Consider the following 24,391-nt stretch of genomic DNA (forward strand, 5'->3'; position numbering starts at 1 on the left):
CACCACCGTGCCATGGCCGCTCGCCCCTCAGAGCAAGCGCCGTTCTCTCTCCAAAACTTTTTGCAGAACCTTCAGCACACTATCCATTGGTAAATGGTAGGTTCTGACCCAAGCCATTTGACTTCTACGCTGCGGGCGGCTGCTTCCGGCCCCAAAGCAGACGTGTAGCTCGCTCGCCTCTATGTCTGTGATTGACACAGAAGCCAGTCATCGAAAAGGAGCCAAACTCGCAGGCTGAACTGGCCAAGAATTCTCGTGGATAGCCGAGGTTTTTCTCGAGCCTAGGCCATGTCTTGGTCGTCAATGGGTAGGACAGGGTTGTCCAGTTATCCCCCGGCAAGACGCGGCAGCAGGAATATCTCCGCCCCTTCCGGCAGTTCCTTCGACCACGTGTCGCGATAGATCGTCCCGTCGATGGCGACGGCGATGCCGCGATCGATGTATGGCTCGAGGCCGGGATACTGTTCAGCCAGCTTCCTGAACAGCTCCCTTATGTCCTTCGCCTCGATCTCGACCTTGCTCTTGCCTCCGGCGATCGCGCCGAGCGACCCCCAGAGCGTTACTTCGACCATCAGCCTCCCCGTTCCGCCTCGATCGCCGCCAGGATGCGCGGCGGCGACATCGGGATATGCGTCATCCGCACGCCCGCGGCGTTCGACACCGCATTGGCGATCGCCGCCAGCGGCGGCACGATCGAGGTCTCGCCGACGCCGCGCACCCCGTAAGGATGGTTAGGGTTGGGGATCTCGAGGATCTGCGTGTCGATCATCGGCAGGTCCGAGCAGACCGGGATCCGGTAATCCAGGAAGCCAGGGTTCTGCAGCCGCCCGTCCTTGCCGTAAATATACTCCTCGTTGAGCGCCCAGCCGATGCCTTGCGCGGCACCCCCCTGGTATTGCCCCTCGACATAGGTCGGATGCACCGCCTTGCCGGCGTCCTGGACGACGGTGTAGCGCAGCACCCTGGTGGCGCCGGTCTCGGGATCCACCTCGATATCGCAGATATGGGTGGCGAAGGAGACGCCGGCGCCGTCGGCGACGAGCTCACTGTGCCCTGCAATGGGTCCGCCCGTCTTTCCGGAAGCGGCCGCGATCTCCTTCAGCGACAATGCTGCAAGGTTGCCGTATTTCTCGCCCTTGGCAATCGCGTGACCTTTTTCCCAGACCACGTCGTCGACGGGTATGTCCCACATCTGCGCGGCGCGATCCCGCAACACCTTGATGGCGTTGCGAGCGGCGGAGATCGTCGCCATCGAAGACGAGAAGGTGCCGCGGCTGCCGTCCGTCATATCGTTGTAGCCGAGGCTGGAGGTATCGGCGACCACCGCTTTGATTTGCTCATAGGGGATACCGAGCTCCTCCGCCGCCACCAGCGACAGCGACGCGCGGGAACCACCCACATCGACAGTGCCGACGGCAAGCGAGACCGAGCCGTCCATGCCGATGTTGAGGTCGGTGCAGGTCTGGCCACCGAAATTGAACCAGAAGCCGCAGGCCATTCCGCGGCCCTGATTCTTGCCGAGCGGCGCCTTCATATGCGGGTGGTTCTTCACCGCCTCCAGCGTCGGCCCGATGCCGATCGGGCCGTATACCGGTCCATAGGACGATCTGGTGCCTTCCTGCGCCGCGTTCCTGATCCGGAACTCGACGGGGTCCATGCCGATCTCCTTGGCCAGCTCGTCGACCGCACTTTCCACCGCAAACGCCGCCATCGGAGCCGACGGCGCGCGATAGGCCGCGGTCTTGGGCCGGTTGACAAGCACTTCGTAGCCGACCGTCCTGACGTTCTCGAGCTTGTAGCAGGCAAAGGCCGTCATGGCGCCGATCTCGGCCCACGTGCCGGCATAGGGGCCGCAGCTATAGCGCAGCGTCGCCTCGGCCGCCGTGATCGTGCCGTCCTTGCGGGCGCCGATCCGAACATCGATCGAGGTGGCGCTGGTCGGGCCGGAGGCGCGGAACACCTCGTCGCGCGTCATGACCAGCTTGACCGGCCGCCCGGCCTTGCGTGACAGCGCCAGTGCCACCGGCTCGGCCCAGACATGGGTCTTGCCGCCGAAACCGCCGCCGATCTCCGAGGAGGTGACGCGCAGCTTCGAGGCCTCCATGCCAAGCAGTTGGGCGCAGTGTTGGCGGTAGACAAAATGGCCTTGCGTACAGACCCACAGGTCGGCGGTGCCGTCGGAGCTGACATTGGCCACGCAGGCATGCGGCTCGATATAACCCTGGTGCGTCTGCTCGGTCTTGAAGGAGCGTTCGACAACGAAGTCGGCCTGGCCGAAACCTACATGGATGTCGCCATGGCCGTACTGGGTGCGCTTGGTGACATTGGAAGGCTTGACGGGCTTTTGCTCGAGGCCCTCGGTGAAGATGGCGTCGTTGACCAGAGGTGCGGAGTGCTTCATCGCCTCGTCGACGTCGGTGACATGCGGCAGCACCTCGTAGTCGACCTCGATCAGCTTCAGTGCCTGCCTCGCCGTGCGGGCATCGACCGCAGCCACCGCGGCCACGGCATGGCCGTCATAGAGCGCTTTCTTGCGCGCCATGCAGTTGTCGAGGATGTCGTACATGGCGGCATCGCCGTCGGTGAGGTCGGGCAGGTCGGCCGCGGTGATCACGGCCTTGACGCCGGCGAGCTTCTCCGCCTTCGACGTGTCGATCTTCCTGATCGTGGCATGCGCATGGGGGCTTCTGAGAACGCGCCCGACCAGTTGCCCGGCCATGTTGAAGTCGGCGCCATAGCGTGCGCGGCCCGTCACCTTGTCGACGCCGTCGGGACGGATGGGACGCGTGCCGACAGCGGTGAAATTGCGTCCGGAGTAACGCGGATCGAAATTCATCGTCATGCTCCCTTCATCACGCTGGCGGCGTCCTGAACGGCACGCACGATCTTGTCATAGCCGGTGCAGCGGCAGAGGTTCCCGGCGAGGCCGAAGCGGATCTCCTCCTCGGTCGGATCGGGATTCTTGGCCAAAAGGTCCTTGGCAGCCATGAGGAAGCCCGGCGTGCAGACGCCGCATTGGAGTGCGGCGTGTTCCAGAAATTTCTGCTGCAGCGGATGCAGCCTGTCGCCATGCGCCATGCCCTCGATGGTCTCGACGTGCCGACCCTCGGCCTCCGCGCCGAGCACCAGGCACGAGCACACCAGCCGATCGTCGAGGATGATGCTGCAGGCCCCGCAGTCGCCGGTGCCGCAGCCTTCCTTGGCGCCCGTCAGCCCCAGGCGATCGCGCAGGACATCAAGCAGCGTCTCGTCCGGCTGGCAAAGAAACTCGACATTGTCGCCGTTGATTGTCGTTGATACTGCCACACCAGCCATCATTTGCCTCCTGCGCGTGCATAGGCGGTCGTGGCGGCCCGCTTGGCCAGCACACCCGCGACTTTCCGTCTGAATTCGATAGTGCCCCGCTTGTCGTCGATCGGGCGGCAGGCGCCCGAGCAGACCTTGGCGAGCCTCTCCAGCGTGTCTTCGTCCAGCTTGGAGCCGATGAGAACCTCGGCGGCCTCCTCGACCAGAATCACCGTCGGCGCCACGGCGCCCAACGCCAGACGGGCGGATTTGACGCGACCTTGCTCATCGAGCGTCAAGTTCACGCCGGCGCTTACCACCGCGATGTCCATCTCGGTGCGCGGAATGAAACGCAGATAGGCATCGCCCGAACGCGGCAGACGGCTGTCGAGCAGGATTGCCTCGATGATCTCGCCCTTGGCCAGCGACGTCTTGCCCGGCCCAGTCGGCACCGCTTCCACGGCAATCGTGCGCCTGGTTCCCGGGCCGACGACCACAGCCTTGGCGCCAGCGGCCACCAGCGCCGGGACGCTGTCGGCGGCCGGCGAGGCGTTGCACAGATTGCCGACGATGGTGCAGCGTCCCTGCACCTGCTTCGAGCCGATCAGCTTGGCCGCTTCGACGACGCCAGGCCATGCCTTCTGCAGGGCCGTGTTCTCGCCCAGCAATGCGCAGGGGACCGCCGCGCCGATGCTGAAGCCCTCGGCTGTTTCCCTGATCTCGCCAAGCCCGTCGATCGCCTTGATGTCGACGATCAGGTCGGGTTCGATAAAGCCGCCTTTCATTCGCACCAAGAGGTCGCTGCCTCCGGCGAGGATGGCGGCCGTGCCGGCTGAACCGGCCAACAGGCCGGCGGCGTCTTCAATTGAAAGCGGACGTATGTAACGCATCGTCTCCCCTTAGTGGTCATAGTCACACCAACTGATATAACCGTCTCTCCACAATGGCCATCCTGTTCGTGCATTCGCGGATTGGGCCAGGCGCCGCAATTTCATTTGCTCGTCCAACTGGACGCACCGCCAGCCACTAATGCTCGATCGGTCCCTTCGGCATCACCAGCGCGGTGCCTGCAGTCGTCGGGCGCTCGATCATGCGGCGGACGCGCGCGCAGTCCAGCACCGCGCCGACCCATCCGTAAGTCATCCGTAAGTGCGCTCCCTCTATGTCCTGTTTCGAACCAGGCGACATGTCTGCGCCGTACAGAGAGGGAAACGAACATGAGCACGCTCCTTGCACCAATTGTGATTGGCCCCGTATCGGTCTTGAGTACCTCGGTCCGTATCGATGGGCCGCTTCCCGGCTCGAGCATTTCCCTCCTGGTAAATGGCGTACCCGTCCCTGCGGTAAATGCCGGCGCCACAACCAGTACCTTTGTGCCGGTCGCCGCAGGCTCCCTCAACGTGGGGGATGCATTGACCGCACGCTGGACGCTCGGCGCCGAAGCCAGTGATCCAAGCCCGGTCCCGATCGTCGTGCTCGGGTATCCCTCGACGCTAAGCCCATTGGTGTATTTGAGTCAGGTGCACGAGTGCGTCGACTGGGTGCTGATAGGCGCAGCCTATCCTGGCGCCACGGTCGAGATTTTCAACGGCGGCGCATTGATTGGCAGCGATACTGCACGCGGAAATGTCGTACCAGTGCGCATTCGCGGGGCGATCCAGGCCAACGATGTGCTTAGCGCGGTGCAGTCCGTTCAGACGCCTGCCGGACAGGTGAAGAGCAGTCAGACCCCGAGCTTGCCCGCCGAACAGACGCCGTATCGGGAAAATACCATGCCGGCACCAGCAGTCGGCCCGGTTCCTGGGTGCGCGCAAGCAGTACCCGTCAGGGGGTTGGCTCAAGGCGCCACCACGAAGGTCCACTTCAATGGCGACGTGCTGGAATATCCTTTCGTCGGTGCCAACCTCCTGGCGCTGCTTGGCCGTGCCGCGCACAATCCGGATGTCTTCAGCGCCACGCAGCACTTCGAGCGCTGCAATGCATCAAGTCCGTCATCTGCCCCTCCGGTGATCGTCGACGAAACCTTGCCGGTTAGAAAGCCCGTAATCGACGCCTCACAGTACTCCTGCCCGGCAGCCCGTGCTTTGCCTATCTCCAATCTCGAGCCCGGCGCGACATTGACGATCCAACTTGTCGATCCGACTTCGGGTGCAGCTACCGTGCTCGGGAGAATCGGAGTCGGCGAGGATGTGAGTTCCGGCCAATACTGGATTCCCGACGTGTCGGCCCTGATCCCGGCCTCGCCGCCGTTTCCATCGCTCGTCGTCATCCAGGAGCTATGCGGCAAGACAGCCACATCGGATAAGTTGCTGGTGGTAGGGTCTTACCAGGGCAGCGTATTTCCGCCGACCGTCATGGAGCCTGCATTTGAATGTGCAAGCGGCGCTTTCGTCAACAGCGTCGACAACGCGGTCGTACGTTTGTACTCGGATGCGCCAGATTCTCCTGTAATCAGCAAGCCCGTATTCAGTTTTGGCGGCCTCGTCTGGGTCGAGACATTTCGGCCGTTGCGCGCCGGCGAGCACATTCACGCCGAGCTGGAGCTTACTTGTCAGCCCCTCGCGCTTCGGGTCGGGGGCCCGATCAAAGTGTCCGACCTGACCCCACTCAAGACCCCGGATATTCAACAGCCCGTCCGGGTCTTCCAGCGGTTAATTTACGTATCAGGCGTGATTCCCGGGGCGCGCGTGCATGTATTCGTGAACGGGAAGTGGCGCGCCAGCGATACGCCACTTGGTTGGACGACGCTCTTCTTCGGGATTTACGTGGGCGAGCTCAAGGTAGAAGACCAAATTACGGTGATGCAGACATTGTGCACGAAGATGTCTCCGCTCACCAGAGTTCCCGTCAATGTCACCCTCGGGGAAATGCTGCTCTCCGCGGCTCCCCCGTCCCTGATAGCGGGCCAGCCGGCGACGATAACCATCAAAGCAGTCGACGCCGATAACAAGTCCCAATCGGTTGGAGGGACCATATCGCAAGGGGGCGCGGTGGTCGGGGCCACCAACACAGCGTTCACGCTATCTCCGCCGACCGGCCAAGCATCGGTCAGCTTGCAAGTTGCAGCCGTTGGCTACAAGACCGAGACCATCAGTATTCCCCTTACTGCGGCGCCGGTCGTCAAGCCGGCGATGCTGACGATAGCAACGGGTCTCTGGTTCAACGCCACCAAGAAAGAAATCACTGAAATCACCTGGCACCTGCAGGGGCCATCCGGCAGCTTTTCAAAGACCGAAAAGCCGAACGCAGAGCCGGCGTTGGTTCAGTTCGCGTTGCCCAAGCCGGCCGGCGGCGGGTTCACGCCGTTCACTCTCAGCTGCGAGGTCACATTCCAGTTCCAGGATTTCAATTTCATCTCAGGCGTATCTGGGACGAGGTCGAGTGACTTTATCGAGGGAGGCCTCATAAAGCCGTCTCCATCAACCGTCGAGATGTATTGGAGCGGTACCGACCTGACGATCAACTTCCTGGTAAAGTGGATACAGCAGGGCGATTATTTCGTCATAGAGCTCATGTAGTCGAATCGCCAGCGGAAGGGCGTCAGGGTGGCTGGAGCGGTTCATCGTTTCACGGAAACGGCGAACCGCTCTGTCTCTTCCGGACGGAAAACCGTATCACACTTTTCTTGGAATTGCGCTGGAGCGGGATGCGTTCAAATTGAACGGTGCATCCCGCTTTATCTATTTGTTTTAACCGCATTTCTGCGACGTCAAGTGATTCCCTTGGGTGCAAAATGCTTTAATGCTCGATCGGTCCCTTCGGCATGACCAGCGCCGTGCCGGCAGTCGTCGGGCGCTCGATCATGCGGCGGACGCGCGGTGGCTCGTTGCCGCTGTGCAGCGCCCTTATACGCTCGCCGATGACCGCGTCGGCGTAGGTGGCGCGCCGATTGTGGCGGATATATTCGACCCAGGTCGGCGTGTGGTAGTGCTCGATCCATATCGACGGATTTTCGAGATCGCGCGCCAATGTCCAGTTGCGGGCGCCGTCACGTCGGCGGATGCGGCCGCGCTCGGCCATGGTGGCGAGGAATTCCGGTACGTCCTCGTTGCGGATGACATATTCGATCATGATGGCGATGGGACCGCTGCGCGGCTTGAGATCAAGCGCCAGATGCGGCTCCCGGAAGCGGTTGAGCGGGTCGAGGTTGAGCACCGCCTGCTGCGGCAGCGGCAGCAGCAGGCCGATGGCGCCTCCCGCCAGCATGGCGACGCTGGCCGCCATCAGGGCGACTTCGGCGCCATGCGCGTCGGCAACGACACCCCAGACCCAGCTGCCGAGCGCGATGCCGCCGAAGGTCGCGGTCTGATAGACCGAAAGCACGCGGCCAACCACCCAGCGCGGCGTCGACATCTGCACGGTGACGTTGAAATGCGACAGCGCCGTCACCCAGCAGGCGCCGCCGAGCAGCAGGCCGAGCGACGTCTGCCAGGCATGATTGCTGACGGCGGCGTTGAAGGCGCAGACGGCGAAACCGGCGAATGCCATGCGCACCATGGTTTCGCTGGACAGCAGCTGCCGCAGCCTGACGCTGGTCAGCGCGCCGCCGACGGCGCCGATGCCGAAGGCGCCGAGCATGATGCCGTAGCTCAAGGCATCACCCTTGACGACGTCGCGCGCGACCAGCGGCAGCAATGCCAGGACCGCGCCGGCGCTGAAGCCGAAAGCCGAGCTCCTGACCAGCACCTTGCCAATGTTGGGCGACATGGCGACGTAGCGCAGGCCGGCGCCCATTGCGGCGCCCAGCGTCTCGCGCGGCAAGGTCGATGCCGGCAGTTCCGGCTTCCAGCGGGCCAGCACGACGATGAGGCCGACATAGCTCAGCGTGTTGACGGCGAAGGCCGCGGCGGCACCTGCCGCGGCAACGATGATACCACCGATCGCCGGGCCGACGCTGCGCGTCAGGTTGAAGCCCATCGAGTTGAGCGCGATCGCCGCCGGCACCTTGGTGCGAGGCACCATGTCGCCGACCGAAGCCTGCCAGGACGGGCTATTGAGCGCGGTGCCGCTGTCGATCAGGAAGGTGAAGGCGAGCAGCGTCCACGGTGTCATCAGGTCGAGATAGGTGAAGACGGTCAGAAGAGCCGAGACGACGAGCATGAAGATCTGCGCGATCAGCATGACCTTGCGCCGGTTGAAGCTGTCGGCGATGGCGCCGGCCAGCAGCGCAAACAGCATGATCGGCAAGGTGGTCGAGGCCTGGACCAATGCCACCTGGTAGGACGAGGTGGCGATCGTCGTCATCATCCAGGCGGCGCCAACGCCCTGGATGAGGCCACCGAAATTGGAGACGAGGCTGGCGGACCACACCGCCCGGAAGATGCCGTGCCGGAACGGCGCCAGCGCCGAGGCGCTTTCGCTTTCCGGTGTGTCGTCGTTCATAAATGCTTTCCCGGGCTCAAATGCGTTTGTTCTTCCGATCAATCGGCCCCGCAAGCCGTGGGTTCAAAAAATAGAACATCATTTCGCAAAGGGCGAACGCATTCTGGAAAAACATCATGGTCCAACAACAAGATAACGAGTGCGGAGCCGGTCAGCGCACGTCACTGCGTGCGCCGATTCAGATGCTGGCATGAAGGTAATTCGGCCCTTCAGGCTCCACAGCTCGGACTTGATCAAACTGCGGTCCGTACGTAGGAAAATTGCCAGAAGGAAATTACCGAGGGACTGAAATGAAAGCGCGAGCTCTCAAGGTGATGTCGATTGCCATTCTCATAGTGGCTATACCTCACGTATTTTTTAGACCGCTTGCGAGCATGAGCGGCCTGGCTTTAATACAAATATTTACATGTGCTATTTTGTACACATATCTTATGTTGAACATACTTGGTGACAAATTGTATGAAAAGAACGTAGTATTGTATATTATCGCTTGTCTAATAACTACATTTTACCCATATGAGAACGTATTTTTGATAGCCGGCAGCATATATGGATTTATTGTCTTATTTATTTTTCCTATATCTCTCCTTTTTATACTGAGATCCGTCCGAATCGAACTACGATGATGGTGCACTTTTTGCTGCCCAACCGACAGGCTCTGTGTTCGGATTGATCGCATGCCTCGCCTTGCCCGCATTGTCGTTCGCCGTCTGCCGCACCACGTCACGCAACGGGGTTACGGGCGCACCAAGGTGTTTTCGCGTACGAAGACTACGCACTCTGCAAGAGCCTGCTGGTGGAGCATTGCCCACTAGCCGATCTGATTCCGGAATAGTTGCGGACCATCAAGCTTTGGTGATTGCCACGCCCCCCAAGGAACGGCTGATTCGGCTACAATCCAACTGCAGACGAATCTGACATCAACGCGATTTGACGGAAACGAATTCAATGAATTGGCGGTGAGCGATGGGCTTTACGGCCGCGAAACCGGGTCGGATCGCAACTGTGGCGGCTCGCCGATTGCGATAAGCTCCCGGTGCCGAGACGGATGGGCGTCCGCCCCGGTTTGGGGTGACGCTGGTTGCTTGCCACTGCGCGGCAGAGCGCGGATTTCGCGAGACTGGTTTCGGGGGATGGGGGAAATAATGAGCGATTCATTTCAGGAAGTGACGTCCGTCTCGTGGTTCGGGCGGATCAAACGCGCGCTCGCCGGGGTCGTCTTCGGGCTGCTCCTGATCGTGCTGATGGTGATCGGCCTGTTCTGGAACGAGGGCCGGGCCGTGCAGACGGCGCGCTCGCTGGCCGAGGGATCGGGCGCGGTGGTCTCGGTCGGCGCCGACAGCGTCGATGCCGCCAATGACGGCAAGCTCGTCCATGTCACCGGGGCGGTGACGGCGAGCAGCGGCCTTGCCGATCCGGACTTCGGTATTTCGGCGCAGGGGTTGCGGCTGTCGCGCGGCGCCGAGATGTACCAGTGGAAAGAAGAGGAGAAATCCGAGACGACGAAGAAGCTGGGCGGCGGCGAGGAGACGGTGACGACCTACAGCTATTCGAAGGTGTGGGACGACAGCCAGATCAATTCGTCGGAGTTCAAGAAGCCGGACGGCCACGAGAATCCGCCGATGGAGATCCACAGCAAGCAATTCCAGATTCCGGACGGCAAGCTCGGTGCTTTCACGCTCGACCGGCCCGTGCTGGACCTGATCGGCGGCGACAAGATGTTCTCACTGTCTGCCGATCAGTCGGCCGCCATAGACGCCGCCTATACCGGCACCAAGCGGGTCAACATCGTCGACGGAAAAATCTATCTCGGTTTCAACACCACGTCGCCGGCGCTGGGCGACTACCGCATCGGCTACGAACTGGCGCCGCTCGGCGTGGTCAGCGTCGTCGCGCGCCAGACGGGGGGCGGCTTCGAGCCATACCAGACAATCGCCGGCGACCAGTTGCTGATGGTCGACACCGGCAATGTTCCGGCGGAAAAGATGTTCGCCGAAGCGGTCAGCGCGAACACGCTGATCACCTGGCTGCTGCGCGCCGCCGGCGTGCTGCTCCTGGCCATCGGCTTTGCCCTGCTGCTCGGGCCGATCGGCGTCATCCTCGACGTCATTCCTTTGCTCGGCAGCATGGCGCGGATGGGTACCGGCATCATCGCGTTCTTCCTGGCGATCCTGGTCGGGGCGACGACGATGGCCATCGCCTGGTTCTGGTACCGGCCGGTGCTGGCGGCGGGCATCCTGGCAGCGGGCGTCATCGCAGCGGCGGCGGTCTATTACCTCGGCCGCTCGCGCAGGCCGGCTCCGCCGGTTGCGGCGCCGAGCGCGGCCACATGATTTGCAGGCGCCGGCGGTTCTAGCGGTTCATCGTTTCACGGAAACGACGAACCGCCCTGTTTCCTGGAATTGCTTCTAGCGGTCTTCGAAGCCGGTCAGCACGCCGACGGCGTTGATGCCGATCTCCTCGACGGCGTAGCCGCCTTCCATGACGAACAGCGTCGGCAGGCCGAGCCTGGCGATGCGGCGGCCGATCCTGGGATAGTCGGGGGTCTTCAGCTTGAACTGGCTGATCGGGTCCTTCTCGAAGGTGTCGACGCCGAGTGAAACCACGACGACATCAGGAGCATAAGCCGAAAGCCTCGTGCAAGCGTCCTCGAGTGAGGCGTTCCACACGTCCCAGCCGGTGCCGAAGGGCATCGGGTAATTGTCGTTGAAGCCTTCGCCGTCGCCCTCGCCGCGTTCGTCGGCATGGCCGAGGAAGAAGGGATATTCGGTCATCGGATCGCCATGCAGGTTCAGCACCTGAACGTCACCGCGGCGATAGAATATCTCCTGGGTGCCGTTGCCGTGGTGATAATCGACGTCGAGGATCGAAACGCGCCCGGCGCCATGGTCGCGGAACCATTGCGCGGCGACGGCGGCGTTGTTGATGAAGCAATAGCCGCCCATGAAGGCCGCCCCTGCATGGTGCCCCGGCGGGCGGCAGAGGGCGAAGGCGGAAGGCTCACCGGCCTTGACCAGCGCGGCGGCGGTCAGCGCGACGTCATAGGACGACTTGATCGCATCCCATGTGCCTTTGACGAACGTCGCGCCACCGTCGAAGGAGTAGAAGCCGAGCAGCGCATCGATGCCTTTCGGGCGCACGTCGCCGCGAAGGCCGCGCGTCGGCCAGGTGAAGGGAATGGCCGAACCGCTGCGGCCCGACGCTTCCCAGAGCGGCCACACGGTCGGTAGGAAATCGATGTAGTCGCTGGCATGCACCTTCCTGGCGGCGGCGAGGTCGTGGCTTTCCGGCGGCAGGATCGGACCGAGCTTCTCGCTCTCCACCCGCGCCCTGATGAACTCGGCGCGCGAAGGCTTTTCAAAAGCCGGCACGATGGCGCCGGCGATCAATTCGACATTGCCGGAATGGCCGGCATGGAAAGGCGAAAAAACAGTCTTCATGAAATTGTTCCGTGGTGAGACGCGGCAACCCTAACCGTCCTGCACTGCCTTTCACAAGGCGCTGGGCCAACCAGCCATGGCTTGCTGGCCCGGCAGCCGGTCGTCTAGCCTGCCGGCAGCGCAACCGAACCGCGGGTAATCATGAGTTCAAATGCCGACCTGATCGTCACCAATGCCCGTGTGCTGACCATGGACGAAGGCAATCCGACGGCCGAGGCCGTGGCGATAAAGGACGGCAACATCCTGGCGGTTGGCGATCGCCGGACGATCGAGGCGCTGAAAGGGCCGGCCACGAAGATCATCGATGCGCAAGGCGGTTCGGTGGTGCCGGGCTTCATCGAAGCGCATATGCACCTTTTCGGCGGCGCGGCCGAACTGGACAATCTGCACCTTCAGGGCGTGCATGGCTTCGATGCGCTGAGCGACGCGATCCGCGCCTACGCTGCGGCACGGCCGAACGCCAAATTGCTGCTTGGGGCCGGCGTCGACTATACCATCCTTTCCAAGGACGAGCCGGTCACCCGCCATCATCTCGACCGCATCATCGCCGACCGGCCGTTCGCCATGTCGGCTTCCGATCACCACACAATGTGGGCCAACACCAAGGCGCTTGAGCTGGCTGGCATCCTGCACGGCAAGCAACTCGGCCCCGGCAACGAGATCGTCATGGGCGCCGACGGCCTCGCGGCCGGCGAATTGCGTGAGGGCGAGGCCTTTGGGCCGATCCTCGAGCTTTCCGGGCAGAACCGCGTGCGGCTCGGCCTTGCGACAGGCGGCGAGCCCGAGCCGTACCCTTCCGCCGCTGAAATCGCGGCCGACCGTGCCCTGATGCATCGGGGGCTGGAATGGTGCGCCCGCCACGGCATCACCTCAATCCAGAACATGGACGGCAATCTCTACCAGCTCGAACTGCTTGCCGGGTTGGAGCAGGAAGGCCGGCTGCTCTGCCGCACCAAGATACCTTTTCATTTCAAGAACTTCATGACGCTCGACAGGCTGGAAAAAGCGTCGAGGATGGCTTCCGCCTACCGATCGGAATGGCTGTCGTCCGGCATGGTCAAGATGTTTTACGACGGCGTGCTGGAAGGCTGGACCGCGGTCATGGTCGACGACTATGCCGACCGGCCGGGCTGGCGCGGTGAGCCGCTGTTCACGCCAGAGCATTTCGCCGAGGTGGCGCTGGAGGCCGACCGGCGCGGCCTGCAGATCGCCGTGCATTCGATAGGCGACGGCGCTGTGCGCGCGGTTCTGGACGGTTACGAGGCGGCGCGGCGGAAGAACGGCAGGCGCGACAGCCGTCACCGGGTCGAGCACATCGAGGTGACCACTGCCGCCGACGTGCCGCGCTTTGCCGAACTCGGCGTCATCGCCTCGATGCAGCCGCCGCACCCGCCCGGCGCCATGGACTTCCCGCTGGAGCCGACGCTTTCGCGCATCGGCCGCGAAAGATGGCCGCTGAGCTATGCCTGGCGGACGCTGAAGCAGGCGGGTGCGCATGTCGTCTTCGCTTCCGACTGGCCGGTGTCGCGGGTCGACCCGATCCTGGGCATTCAGGCGGCGGTGTTGCGCAAACCTTGGGCAGACGGCGTTCCCGACCAGAGCTTCTCGCTGTTGGAAGCGCTTGCGGGCTATACAGTCGAAGGCGCTTATGCCGAATTCATGGAGCACCGCAAGGGCCGGCTGAAAACCGGCTATCTGGCCGATCTGGTGGTGCTGTCGGCCGATATCGAGACAACTGAACCGGGTTTGTTACACAAGGTGCATCCGGTGACTACCATCTGCGGCGGCAAGATCAGTCATCAGGTTGATGATGGGGCTGACGATGGCACGGAGCTTGCGTTCTGAACCGAGATTCAGATGCATGGTTGCCAAGCCGACCGGCATATGCTGACAATCGAATGGGAACTGGATCCGCCAACAAGAGCGGACATGACAATGGGGTAATGCGTGCCGGATCAGCCGGGTAAGAGTGCAATCGAGGTCCGCGGCGTCCGCAAGGTGTTCGGTACCGGGGACGCACAAGTCGCCGCTCTCGACACGGTTTCGGTGTCGATCCGCGAGAACGAGTTCTTCACGCTGCTGGGGCCGTCGGGGTGCGGAAAGACGACGCTGCTGCGGCTGATCGCCGGCTTCGATTTCCCCAGCGAAGGCGAAATCCTGCTGCACGGCCACGACATTGCGCCGCTGCCGCCGTTCAAGCGGCCGGTCAACACCGTCTTCCAGTCCTATGCGCTGTTCCCGCACATGACGGTGGCCGAGAATATCGGCTTCGGCCTGGAGATGCTGGGCAAGCCGAAAGCCGAAATCAAGGCACGCGTCGCCGAGATGCTGAAGCTGGTCAAAATGGAGGCGCTGAGTGCCCGCCGCACCAGCCAGATCTCCGGCGGCCAGCAGCAGCGCGTGGCACTGGCCCGCGCGCTGGCGCCGCAGCCAAAAGTGCTGTTGCTCGACGAGCCGTTGTCGGCGCTCGACTACAAGCTGCGCAAGGAGATGCAGATCGAACTGAAACGGCTGCAGCACCAGACCGGCATCACCTTCATCTTCGTCACCCACGACCAGGAGGAAGCGCTGACCATGTCGGACCGCATCGCTGTGATGTCGGCCGGTAAGATCCTGCAGGTCGGCACGCCCTGGGACATCTACGACAAGCCGGCGGAGCGCTTCGTTGCCGACTTCATCGGCGAAACCAATTTCCTCACCGCAGCCATCACCGACATCGGCAACGGCAAGGCGCGCGCGACCCTCAAATCCGGCGCAACGATCGACGCGACGGTGGCTGAAGGCTTCCAGCCGAAGGATAATGCTACCGTGGTGGTCAGGCCGGAACACGCCAAGCTGACCAGCGGCAAGGGCGATCTTTCCGGAACCGTCGAAAACATCGTCTATTTCGGCACCGACACGCATATTCATGTCCAACTGGACAGCGGCGAAGCCTTCACCGTGCGCCAGCAGAACACGCGCAGCGCAGGCTGCGGTTTCGAGCGGGGCGACAAGGTCGGTATCTCGATCGGCAACGACGCCGCGCAAGTGCTGAGGGATTGATGGCGAGCGCGTTTTCCCAAGCTGCATTGTTCGAAGCAGAGGCGGAGAAGGCCAGTGCCAGGCGCCACCGCCTGCTTTCGTTGCCAGCTTTGATAATCATCGGCATTTTCGGCGTGCTGCCGCTTCTCATCATCGTCATCTATTCATTTCTTGCCGCAGCACCCTATGGCGGCGTGCAGTGGCAATTCTCGACCGACGCCTATCTGAACTTCCTGTTCCAGCGCGACATCTTCGACGACACGCTGCAGTTCACGCCGGATTTCCTGATCATCTATCTGCGCTCGTTCGTCTTCGCCGTGGTGACGACGGTCATCTGCCTGCTGCTCGGCTTTCCGACAGCCTATTTCATGGCCACGCGACCGCCGGCGCAGCGCAACTGGTGGGTGCTGCTGATCACCATCCCGTTCTGGTCGAACCTGCTGGTGCGCACTCTTGCCATCATGTTCATCATCCGCGACGAGGGCCTCATCAACAACGCACTGATGGCTCTGGGGGTGATCGAGAAACCGATCACCATGCTCTACACCAACTTCGCCATCCAGCTCGGCCTGTTATACTCGTTCCTGCCGTTCATGGTGCTGCCGCTCTATTCCAGCCTGGAGAAGCTGGATTTCCGGCTGGTCGAGGCCGCCTACGATCTCTATGCGACCCGTCGGCAGGTGCTATGGCGGGTGATCATCCCGCTGTCGCTGCCCGGCATCATCGCCGGCTGCCTGCTTGTGTTCATTCCGGCCCTCGGCGCCTATGTGACGCCGCTGATCCTCGGCGGCGGTATCCACCTGATGATCGGCGATCTCATCGCCCAGCAATTCGGCTCCGGGCGCAACTGGCCGCTCGGCTGCGCGCAGGCGCTGATCCTGATGGCAGCGGTGCTGGTGGCGCTCTACTTCTATGTCCGTAACACGTCGGGGAAGATGAGGCATGGCTGACCCCCGCAGCGCCGATATCAAGGACCAACCGGGCTTCCGCTCGATCGCCATCATCTGCCTCTGCGTGCTCTACGCGCCGATCCTGATCCTGATGATCTTCTCGCTGAACACCGGGTCTCTGGTCACGCGTTGGGAAGGCATCGGGCTCGGTTGGTATGGCAGTGCGCTGCTCAACCAGGAATTCCACAACGCCGCCAAGAACACGCTGATCATCTCTGTCACCGCCACGATCATTTCGACGATCGCCGCGACGCTGGCGGCGATCGGCATGACCCGGGTCAAGCCGTGGCGCGGGCTGTCGGCCGCCTTCATGGTCATCAACCTGCCGCTGATGGTTCCGGAGATCATCACGGCGGTGGCGACGCTCTCGTTCTTTGCGCTGATCGCGGGCACTCTCGGGCTCAATTTCGGCATCGGCAATCTGATCCTCGCCCACACCGTCTTTTGCATTCCTTTCGCCTATATGCCGATCCGGGCGCGTCTCGAGGACATGGATCTGACGCTCGAAGCTGCCGCGGCCGATCTCTATGCCACGCCCTGGCATGCTTTCCGGCGCATAACGCTGCCATTGCTGGTTCCCGGCATCCTGTCGGGTGGGGCGCTCGCCTTTATCGTCTCCTTCGACGATTTCACCATCACGCAGCTGGTCGCCGGCCCCGGGCAGACGACGCTGCCCCTCTACATCTGGAACCAGATCAGGCGGCCGATGACGCCAGAGATCAACGCCATCTCCACCATCCTGCTGCTGGTCTCGATCCTGTTCGTCTCGATATCGTTCCTGATCGCGCGCCGCCGCGCCAAGTGAGTCAATGGGAAGGCAAAGGAGACTGTGATGTCTAGGAAACTGATGGCTGCCGTTTCGACGGCAGCACTTTTATGGGCAGTACCTGCACTCGCCGATGGTGAGCTGCACATCTACAATTGGGGTGATTACACCAACCCCAAGCTGATCGAGAAATTCGAAAAACAATACAACGTCAAGGTGACGCTGGACGACTACGATTCCAACGAGACCATGCTGTCGAAGGTGCGCGCCGGCAATTCCGGCTACGACATCGTCGTCCCATCCGACTACACCGTGAAGATCATGATCGATGAGGGCCTGCTCGAAAAGACCGAGCCCAATGCGATGCCGAACGGCAAGAACCTCGACCCGCGCTTCGTCGACATCTACTGGGACAATGGCCGGCATTACACCGTGCCGTGGCAGTTCGGCACCACGACCTTCGAAGTCAACACCGACAAATACAAGGGCGACATCGACACGCTGGCGATCCTGTTTGACCCGCCGGACGAGTTGAAGGGCCAGATCAACATGCTGGACGATGTCAACACTGTGATGCATGCGGCCGAGCGCTACGCCGGCGTGCCGCGTTGCGGCGCCGATAAGGCCAATCTGAAGAAGGTCAACGACATACTGATGGCCGCCAAGCCGTCATGGAAGACCTTCAGCTACGACACCATCACCAAGATCACCTCGGGCGATGTGATCGTCACGGAGGCGTGGAACGGCGCAACCTATCGTGCGCGCCAGAAAATTCCGGCGATCAAATACGCCTATCCCAAGGAAGGCATCGAAGGCTGGATGGACAATGTGGCCGTGCTGAAAGGCGCGAAGAACCTTGAAAATGCGAAGCTGTTTCAGGATTTCGTCATGGCCCCGGAAAACGCCGCGCTGATTTCGGAATTCGCCGGTTACGACAACGGCATTACCGGGAGCCACAAATTCCTGCCGCCGGACTTCGCCAGCGCGCCGGAAATCAATCCGCCGGCCGGTGCGCCGACTGCGGAATTCGTGCCACCTTGCCCACCGGAAGTGGTCGAGATCTACAACAAGATCTGGACCAATCTGCGCAAATAGGCTCGACGTGGGATCGATCGAAGGGAGGCTTCGGCCTCCCTTCTTTGCGACAAGGGGATTGGATGAAATCTTATCGCAACAGCGAACCGGCGCTGCCGATCATGCAGGGTTCGCCGCCGCGGATGGTGCCGCCGAAGCTCGACTGGGACCGGCCGCCATGGAATCGTTGGGCGTTCCAGCATATTCGCGAAATCCTGCCGACGATCGAAGTCTGGCGCGGCAATGGCCATCGCCACCGACTGGAGCGAGCTGAGGTCGATCTCGACGCGCTGCCGGTGAGCGACAGCATGGGGCAGCCGACGACGCTCGCCGGGCTGCTCGACGAGACCTATACCGACGGGTTTCTCGTGCTCAAGGACAGCAAGGTCGCCTATGAGCGCTACTTCAACGGCATGACCGAGCGCACGCTGCATTTGTCGCAGTCGATGGCGAAGTCGGTCACGGGCTCGGTGTTCGGCATATTGGTCGGGCGCGGACTGATCGATCCGGCCTTGCCGGCGACGGTCTATCTGCCGGAGCTGGAAGCGACCGGCTGGGCAGGCGCCAGCGTGCAGCATGTGCTCGACATGACGAGCGGCGTGCGCTTTTCCGAGGAATACGCCGATCCCTATTCCGACATCGGCCAGGTCGATGTCGCCACCGGCTGGAAGCCGGTGCCGCCGGGCAGCGATCCGGTCTTCCGCTGGCCATCGCATATGTTCGAACTGATCCTGGGGCTCAAGGAAAAGAGCCGGCCGCACGGCGCCGCCTTCGAATACCGCTCGATCGAGACCGACGTGCTTGCCTTCATCATGGAGCGGGTGAGCGGCAAAAGGCTGGCGCAGCTGATTTCGGAAGAGCTCTGGCAAAAGCTCGGCGCCGATGAAAGCGCCTGCTTCACTGTCGACAGCGCCGGTTATGCGGTCGCCGACGGCGGTTTCAACGCCACGCTGCGCGATTATGGCCGCTTCGGCCAGCTGATCCTCGACAATGGAGGCGGCATCGTACCGGCCGACTGGATCGAGGCGACGCGCCATGGCAGGCATGGACCGGATTTCAGTCCCAGCCTGCCGGAAGGCAGCTACCGCAACCAGTTCTGGATCGAGGACCCGCGCTCGCGGGCGTTGTTGTGCCGGGGCGTGTTCGGGCAGCTGATCCATATCGACTGGGATACGAAAATGGTCATGGTGAAGCTTTCGAGCTATCCGGATTTCACCAACATCGGCTATTCGGTGGCGACGCTGAAGGCAGTGCATGCCATTGCCGCCGCGCTTGGCTGAACCTCAAAGAAAATCCGCAAGGACCACCATGGCTGGCAAGACCGCGTTCGAGACCAGGTATGGCTTTGCCCGCAAGGAGGTGCTGCTCGGCAATTGGCGGGAAAGCCCGTTCAGCCGGTGGTCGTTCCAGAATGTCGGCGAGCTGGTGCCGAGCGCTGCCGTGACGGCACAGCCGGGCAGCAGCGAGGCGCCGGCGCAGGATTTCGGCGGGCTACTTGGCGAAAAGGTCGCTCTTGCAGGCGGCGCGGAGACGGTCGCGGCTTTTCTCAGGCGCTCCGATACCGACGCGCTGACGATCATGAAACGCGGCAAATTCGTCGGCGACTGGTTCGCGCCGCATATGGAGTTTGGGGCGCGCCACATCGTCTTTTCGATCAGCAAGTCGCTGACCGCCATTGTTGCCGGCATATTGGAAGGCGAGGGGATTTTCGATCCGCAGGCACCGGTAAGCCTCTATCTGCCCGAAGCCGCCGGCTCGGCCTATGGCGATGCGCGTGTGCGGCACGTGCTCGACATGAGTGTCAGCCTCGATTTCGAAGAGGCCTATCTCGATCCGGAAAGTGCCTTCGCCCGCTATCGCCGCGCCATGCTGTGGAATCCGGGCGGGGGCACCGAGAGCCTGGCCACTTTCCTCATGACGCTGCAAGGTCTGGCCGAGCCGCATGGCCGGACGTTCCGCTACCGTTCGCCCAATTCCGACCTGCTCGGCATCCTGCTCGAACGTGCGTCTGGCCGGCGTTTCGACGATCTGATGCGCGAGAAATTATGGGCGCCGCTCGGCGCCGTCAGCGACGCCTCGGTGACAGTCGACACGGAAGGTACGGCGCGCACCGCCGGCGGCATTTCGGTGACGCCGCGCGACCTTGCACGCGTCGGCGAGATGATGCGGCAAGGCGGCGCAGCCAATGGCCGCCGCGTCGTGCCGGAAGCCTGGGTGCGCGACACGACCGAAACTGGCGGTGACGCCGAGGCCTGGCGGCGCGGCACGATGGCGTTCCTGTTTCCGCGTGGCCGCTACCGCAACAAATGGTACCAGACGGGCGCCGCAAGCGGCGCCTTCTGCGGCATCGGCATCCACGGCCAGTGGCTTTACGTCAATCCGAAGGCCGAAATGGTAATCGCAAAAATGTCGTCGCAGCCGCAGCCGGTCGACGATCCGCTCGATCTGGATATGGTTTCCTTCTTCGAGGCGCTGAGCCGGATGGTCTGATCCGTCCAGAAAGCCCGACCTTTCCTGTGGACCTCTCGCCGGGTTGAAAATGGCGCAGTTGGCGCGGCAGTGCTCTGCGCCTATGGTCGCTGCTCGTTTCGACTAGCGACAGGTACGACATGGCAGCCGACATCAAGCGCATCGCATCCATCATAGCCGCCGAAATCGCCGCCCGGCCCGAACAGGCTGCGGCGGCGATCGGCTTGCTCGATGACGGCGCGACCGTGCCGTTCGTGGCGCGCTACCGCAAGGAGGTCACCGGCGGCCTCGACGACACGCAGCTGCGCGACCTCGCCGAGCGGCTCGCCTATCTGCGCGAACTCGACGCGCGCCGCGACACCATCCTTGGTTCGATCCGCGAGCAGGGCAAGCTGACCGAGGAGCTCGAGGCAAAGATCGCTGCGGCCGGCACCAAGGCCGAACTCGAAGACATCTATCTGCCTTACAAGCCGAAGCGCCGGACCAAGGCCGAGATCGCACGCGAGCGCGGGCTCGGGCCTCTGGCGGAAGCTATTCTCGCCGACCGTACGGCTGTACCCGCCGAGTTGGCGCTGGCCTACATCAGCAAAGACGTCGTCGATACCAAGGCGGCGCTCGAGGGTGCGCGCGACATCCTGTCCGAACAGTTCGCCGAGAATGCCGATCTGGTCGGCAGATTGCGGACCTACATGAAGGAACGCGCCTTCCTGCGGTCGCGCGTCGTCGACGGCAAGCAGGAGGCGGGCGCGAAATTCTCCGACTATTTCGACCATGTCGAGCGCTGGGCCAACGTGCCGAGCCATCGCGCGCTGGCCATGCTGCGCGGCCGCAACGAGGAGGTTCTGTCGCTCGACGTCGAAGTCGATGCCGATGACGCCTCTCCGGTGAAACCGGTTGAGCGGATGATCGCCGACGCCTACGCCATCGGCCGCCAGTTGCCGGGAGACCGCTGGCTGATGGAGGTCGCCGGCTGGACCTGGCGCATAAAGCTGTCGCTGCACCTGACGCTCGATCTGATGCGCGATCTGCGCGAGCGGGCCGAAGAAGAAGCCATCCATGTCTTCGCCCGCAATCTCAAGGATTTGCTGCTTGCCGCGCCTGCCGGCTCGCGGCCGACGATGGGGCTCGATCCGGGCATTCGCACCGGCGTCAAGGTGGCGGTGGTGGACGGCACCGGCAAGCTGCTGGCGACGACAACGGTCTATCCGTTCCCGCCGAAGAACGATGTCCGCGGCACGCAGGCCGAACTGGCCAAGCTCATCCGGCTGCACAAGGTCGAGCTGATTTCGATCGGCAACGGCACCGGCAGCCGCGAGACCGAAAGGCTGGTGGCCGACATGCTGGCTGACATGCCTGCCGGGTCCGGGCCGAAGCCGCTCAAGGTGATCGTCAGTGAAGCCGGCGCCTCGGTCTATTCCGCCTCGGCAACGGCGGCGGCGGAATTTCCCGGCCTTGACGTGTCGCTGCGCGGGGCAGTGTCGATCGCGCGGCGCCTGCAGGATCCGCTCGCCGAACTGGTCAAGATCGAGCCGAAGTCGATCGGCGTCGGCCAGTACCAGCACGACGTCGATCAGTACCGCCTCGGCCGCTCGCTGGAAGCGGTGGTCGAGGATGCGGTCAACGCCGTCGGCGTCGATCTCAACACGGCCTCAGCGCCGCTTCTGGGGCGGGTTTCGGGTCTCGGCGCATCGCTGGCCGAGGCGATCGTTGCGCATCGCGATGCCTCCGGCCCGTTCGCCAGCCGTCGCGAACTGTTGAAGGTCTCCCGCCTTGGACCCCGCGCGTTCGAGCAATGCGCCGGCTTCCTGCGCATTCCAAACGGCAGCGAACCGCTCGATGCGTCAGCGGTGCATCCGGAAGCCTATGGCGTGGCCAAGAAGATTGTTGCGGCCTGCGGGCGCGACGTCCGCTCGCTGATGGGCGACAGCGCCGCACTCAAGGCGCTCGATCCGCGCGTCTTCGTCGATGAGCGCTTCGGCCTGCCGACGGTGCGCGACATCCTGGCGGAGCTGGAAAAGCCCGGCCGCGACCCGCGCCCCGGCTTCAAGACCGCGACTTTTGCCGATGGCATCGACGACATCAAAGATCTGAAGCCCGGCATGCAGCTTGAAGGCACTGTCACCAATGTCGCCGCCTTCGGCGCCTTCGTCGATATCGGCGTGCACCAGGACGGACTGGTGCACGTCTCGCAACTAGCCGACCGTTTCGTCAAGGACGCGCATGAGGTGGTCAAGGCCGGCGACGTGGTCAAGGTGCGTGTCGTCGACGTCGATATCAAGCGCAAGCGCATCGGTCTGTCGATGCGCAAGGATGGCGACGCTGGCGCACCGAAGCCGCGCGACAATGGCAGCAGGCCGGTGCCGCGCGCGCCCGCGCCCCAACGCCAGCCGGAGCGGCCGGTGCAGCAGGGCGCGTTCGGCGCCGCTTTGGCCGATGCGTTGAAGCGGAAGTAATTTCGCGAGCCGGGCTGCGCCGCCAGGTCAGACGGCGGCGCTCGACATTGATCATCCATCACCAATGCTCATGGATCGGCGAAGCTATTTCGTTTGATTTTTTCAGGACGGGAGCCGATAAGCCGCGCGTTTCAAGATTTCTGTTTCGATGCATGTCGTTATCTCCAAGCTGCCGAACACCCTCGGGTCAGGCCCGCGGGCAAGCTTTGGGCGACATGCATGAGTTTGGGAGACCGAGAGCCATGGCCGCCGACAAGAACGCATTCGTCTGGGATGATCCTTTCCTGATCGAGGACCAGCTTTCGGAGGACGAGCGCATGGTGCGCGATGGCGCCGCGGCGTTTGCCGCCGACAAGCTCGCTCCGAAGATCGAGGAAGCCTATCTCGAGGAGAAGACCGACGCCGGGATCTTTCGCGAAATGGGCGAGGCCGGTCTGCTCGGCATCACCATCCCGGAAGAATATGGCGGGCTCGGCGCCAACTACGTCACCTACGGGCTGGTCGCGCGGGAAGTGGAGCGGATCGACTCGGGCTATCGCTCGATGATGAGCGTGCAGTCGTCGCTGGTAATGTATCCGATCCACGCCTATGGCTCGGAAGAACAGCGCAAGAAATACCTGCCGAAGCTGGCGTCGGGCGAATGGATCGGCTGCTTTGGCCTGACCGAACCTGACGCCGGTTCCGACCCGGGCGGCATGAAGACGCGGGCCGAGAAGACCGCGAGCGGCTACAGGATCTCCGGCTCGAAGATGTGGATTTCCAACGCGCCGATCGCCGACGTGTTCGTCGTCTGGGCAAAATCGGCCGCGCATGACAACGAGATTCGCGGCTTTGTCCTGGAAAAGGGCATGAACGGGCTGTCGGCGCCGAAGATCGGCGGCAAGCTGTCGCTGCGAGCCTCGATCACCGGCGAAGTGGTGATGGAGGGCGTCGAGGTCGGCGAGGACGCGCTGCTGCCCAACGTCTCGGGTCTCAAGGGACCGTTCGGCTGCCTCAACCGGGCGCGCTACGGAATTTCCTGGGGCGCCATGGGCGCGGCTGAGGATTGCTGGCACCGCGCCCGCCAGTATGGCCTCGACCGTAAGCAGTTCGGCAAGCCGCTGGCCGGCACGCAGCTTTTCCAGAAGAAGCTCGCCGACATGCAGACCGAGATCGCGCTCGGCCTGCAGGGCAGCCTGCGCGTCGGGCGGCTGATGGATGAAGGCAAGATGGCGCCGGAGATGATCTCGCTCGTCAAGCGCAACAATTGCGGCAAGGCGCTCGACATCGCCCGCCAGGCCCGCGACATGCATGGCGGCAATGGCATCCAGATAGGCTACCACGTCATGCGCCACGCCCAGAACCTGGAAACCGTCAACACCTATGAGGGCACGCATGACGTGCATGCGCTGATCCTCGGGCGGGCGCAGACCGGGTTGCAGGCGTTCTTTTAGCATTGGCAGGTGTCCTCCGCTTCCAGCGCCACTGCTTGGCATCTCCCCTCGCAAGGCGGGAGATCGGCAATTTTCGCCAACGGCGCCACATTTTGTTCTTGCTTTGTGCCGGCAGCTA

General features: G+C 62.8%; 17 protein-coding genes. 11 read left to right on the forward strand and 6 right to left on the reverse strand.

Annotated features, from left to right (window positions below; genetic code table 11):
- Positions 1-326: 326 nt before the first annotated feature.
- From NKI52_RS07065 to NKI52_RS07080, 4 genes are read right to left on the reverse strand one after another with little or no spacing between them, the layout of a single operon-like run.
- On the reverse strand, positions 327-572 hold the full coding sequence (locus NKI52_RS07065) for a MoaD/ThiS family protein (protein WP_023675441.1): 246 nt from the start codon (positions 570-572) through the stop codon (positions 327-329).
- Positions 572-2,836, reverse strand: coding sequence for a xanthine dehydrogenase family protein molybdopterin-binding subunit (locus NKI52_RS07070; RefSeq protein WP_352697670.1), 2,265 nt, complete (start codon positions 2,834-2,836; stop codon positions 572-574). Before NKI52_RS07070 ends, NKI52_RS07065 begins: the two co-directional genes overlap by 1 nt.
- Before the next feature lie 2 nt (positions 2,837-2,838).
- Positions 2,839-3,315, reverse strand: a complete 477-nt coding sequence (locus NKI52_RS07075) for a (2Fe-2S)-binding protein (RefSeq protein WP_023675443.1) — start codon at positions 3,313-3,315, stop codon at positions 2,839-2,841.
- A complete protein-coding gene (locus NKI52_RS07080; RefSeq protein WP_352697442.1) occupies positions 3,315-4,175 on the reverse strand; it encodes an FAD binding domain-containing protein in 861 nt (286 codons plus the stop codon). The genes NKI52_RS07075 and NKI52_RS07080 overlap by 1 nt, the downstream gene beginning before the upstream one ends.
- A gap of 327 nt (positions 4,176-4,502) precedes the next feature.
- On the opposite strand from NKI52_RS07080, the gene NKI52_RS07085 reads away from it, so the two are divergent.
- Positions 4,503-6,803 carry a hypothetical protein gene (locus NKI52_RS07085; protein ID WP_352577775.1) on the forward strand — a complete coding sequence of 767 codons (2,301 nt, stop codon included), beginning with the start codon at positions 4,503-4,505 and terminating at the stop codon, positions 6,801-6,803.
- 220 nt (positions 6,804-7,023) lie between these two features.
- Here the strand turns inward: NKI52_RS07085 and NKI52_RS07090 are convergent, their stop codons facing one another.
- Positions 7,024-8,667, reverse strand: coding sequence for an MFS transporter (locus tag NKI52_RS07090; RefSeq protein ID WP_352697444.1), 1,644 nt, complete (start codon positions 8,665-8,667; stop codon positions 7,024-7,026).
- 1,145 nt (positions 8,668-9,812) lie between these two features.
- Between NKI52_RS07090 and NKI52_RS07095 the strand changes: the two genes are divergently transcribed.
- The gene (locus tag NKI52_RS07095) at positions 9,813-11,000 is read left to right on the forward strand and encodes a TMEM43 family protein (RefSeq protein WP_352620429.1); all 1,188 of its coding nucleotides are present in this window, start codon (positions 9,813-9,815) and stop codon (positions 10,998-11,000) included.
- Between the two features lie 75 nt (positions 11,001-11,075).
- Here NKI52_RS07095 and NKI52_RS07100 read toward each other — a convergent pair whose 3' ends face one another.
- Positions 11,076-12,107, reverse strand: a complete 1,032-nt coding sequence (locus NKI52_RS07100; protein WP_352448177.1) for a histone deacetylase family protein — start codon at positions 12,105-12,107, stop codon at positions 11,076-11,078.
- Positions 12,108-12,248: 141 nt separating this feature from the next.
- Here NKI52_RS07100 and NKI52_RS07105 point away from each other — a divergent pair, with 141 nt between their 5' ends.
- The 9 genes from NKI52_RS07105 (at position 12,249) to NKI52_RS07145 (ending at position 24,273) form a co-directional block, all read left to right on the forward strand.
- Entirely contained in the window at positions 12,249-13,952 is a 1,704-nt protein-coding gene (locus NKI52_RS07105) for an amidohydrolase (RefSeq protein ID WP_352697446.1), read from the forward strand.
- Between the two features lie 102 nt (positions 13,953-14,054).
- Complete coding sequence (locus NKI52_RS07110) at positions 14,055-15,149, forward strand: ABC transporter ATP-binding protein (protein WP_352697447.1); 1,095 nt, start codon at positions 14,055-14,057, stop codon at positions 15,147-15,149.
- Positions 15,149-16,078, forward strand: coding sequence for an ABC transporter permease (locus NKI52_RS07115; protein ID WP_023675452.1), 930 nt, complete (start codon positions 15,149-15,151; stop codon positions 16,076-16,078). Before NKI52_RS07110 ends, NKI52_RS07115 begins: the two co-directional genes overlap by 1 nt.
- Entirely contained in the window at positions 16,071-16,883 is an 813-nt protein-coding gene (locus NKI52_RS07120; RefSeq protein ID WP_023675453.1) for an ABC transporter permease, read from the forward strand. Before NKI52_RS07115 ends, NKI52_RS07120 begins: the two co-directional genes overlap by 8 nt.
- A 27-nt stretch (positions 16,884-16,910) precedes the next feature.
- The gene (locus NKI52_RS07125; RefSeq protein WP_352697449.1) at positions 16,911-17,939 is read left to right on the forward strand and encodes an extracellular solute-binding protein; all 1,029 of its coding nucleotides are present in this window, start codon (positions 16,911-16,913) and stop codon (positions 17,937-17,939) included.
- A 62-nt stretch (positions 17,940-18,001) separates the two neighbouring features.
- Positions 18,002-19,198 carry a serine hydrolase domain-containing protein gene (locus NKI52_RS07130; RefSeq protein WP_352697451.1) on the forward strand — a complete coding sequence of 399 codons (1,197 nt, stop codon included), beginning with the start codon at positions 18,002-18,004 and terminating at the stop codon, positions 19,196-19,198.
- Between the two features lie 28 nt (positions 19,199-19,226).
- Positions 19,227-20,408: a serine hydrolase domain-containing protein gene (locus NKI52_RS07135; RefSeq protein WP_352697453.1), complete on the forward strand. Its 1,182-nt coding sequence runs from the start codon at positions 19,227-19,229 to the stop codon at positions 20,406-20,408.
- Positions 20,409-20,527: 119 nt separating this feature from the next.
- Complete coding sequence (locus NKI52_RS07140) at positions 20,528-22,840, forward strand: Tex family protein (protein WP_352697455.1); 2,313 nt, start codon at positions 20,528-20,530, stop codon at positions 22,838-22,840.
- Between the two features lie 242 nt (positions 22,841-23,082).
- Positions 23,083-24,273 carry an acyl-CoA dehydrogenase gene (locus tag NKI52_RS07145; protein WP_352454106.1) on the forward strand — a complete coding sequence of 397 codons (1,191 nt, stop codon included), beginning with the start codon at positions 23,083-23,085 and terminating at the stop codon, positions 24,271-24,273.
- The last annotated feature ends 118 nt before the right edge of the window (positions 24,274-24,391 follow it).

The organism is Mesorhizobium sp. M0590 (assembly GCF_040320905.1).
In the GTDB taxonomy this organism is placed as follows: Bacteria; Pseudomonadota; Alphaproteobacteria; order Rhizobiales; family Rhizobiaceae; genus Mesorhizobium.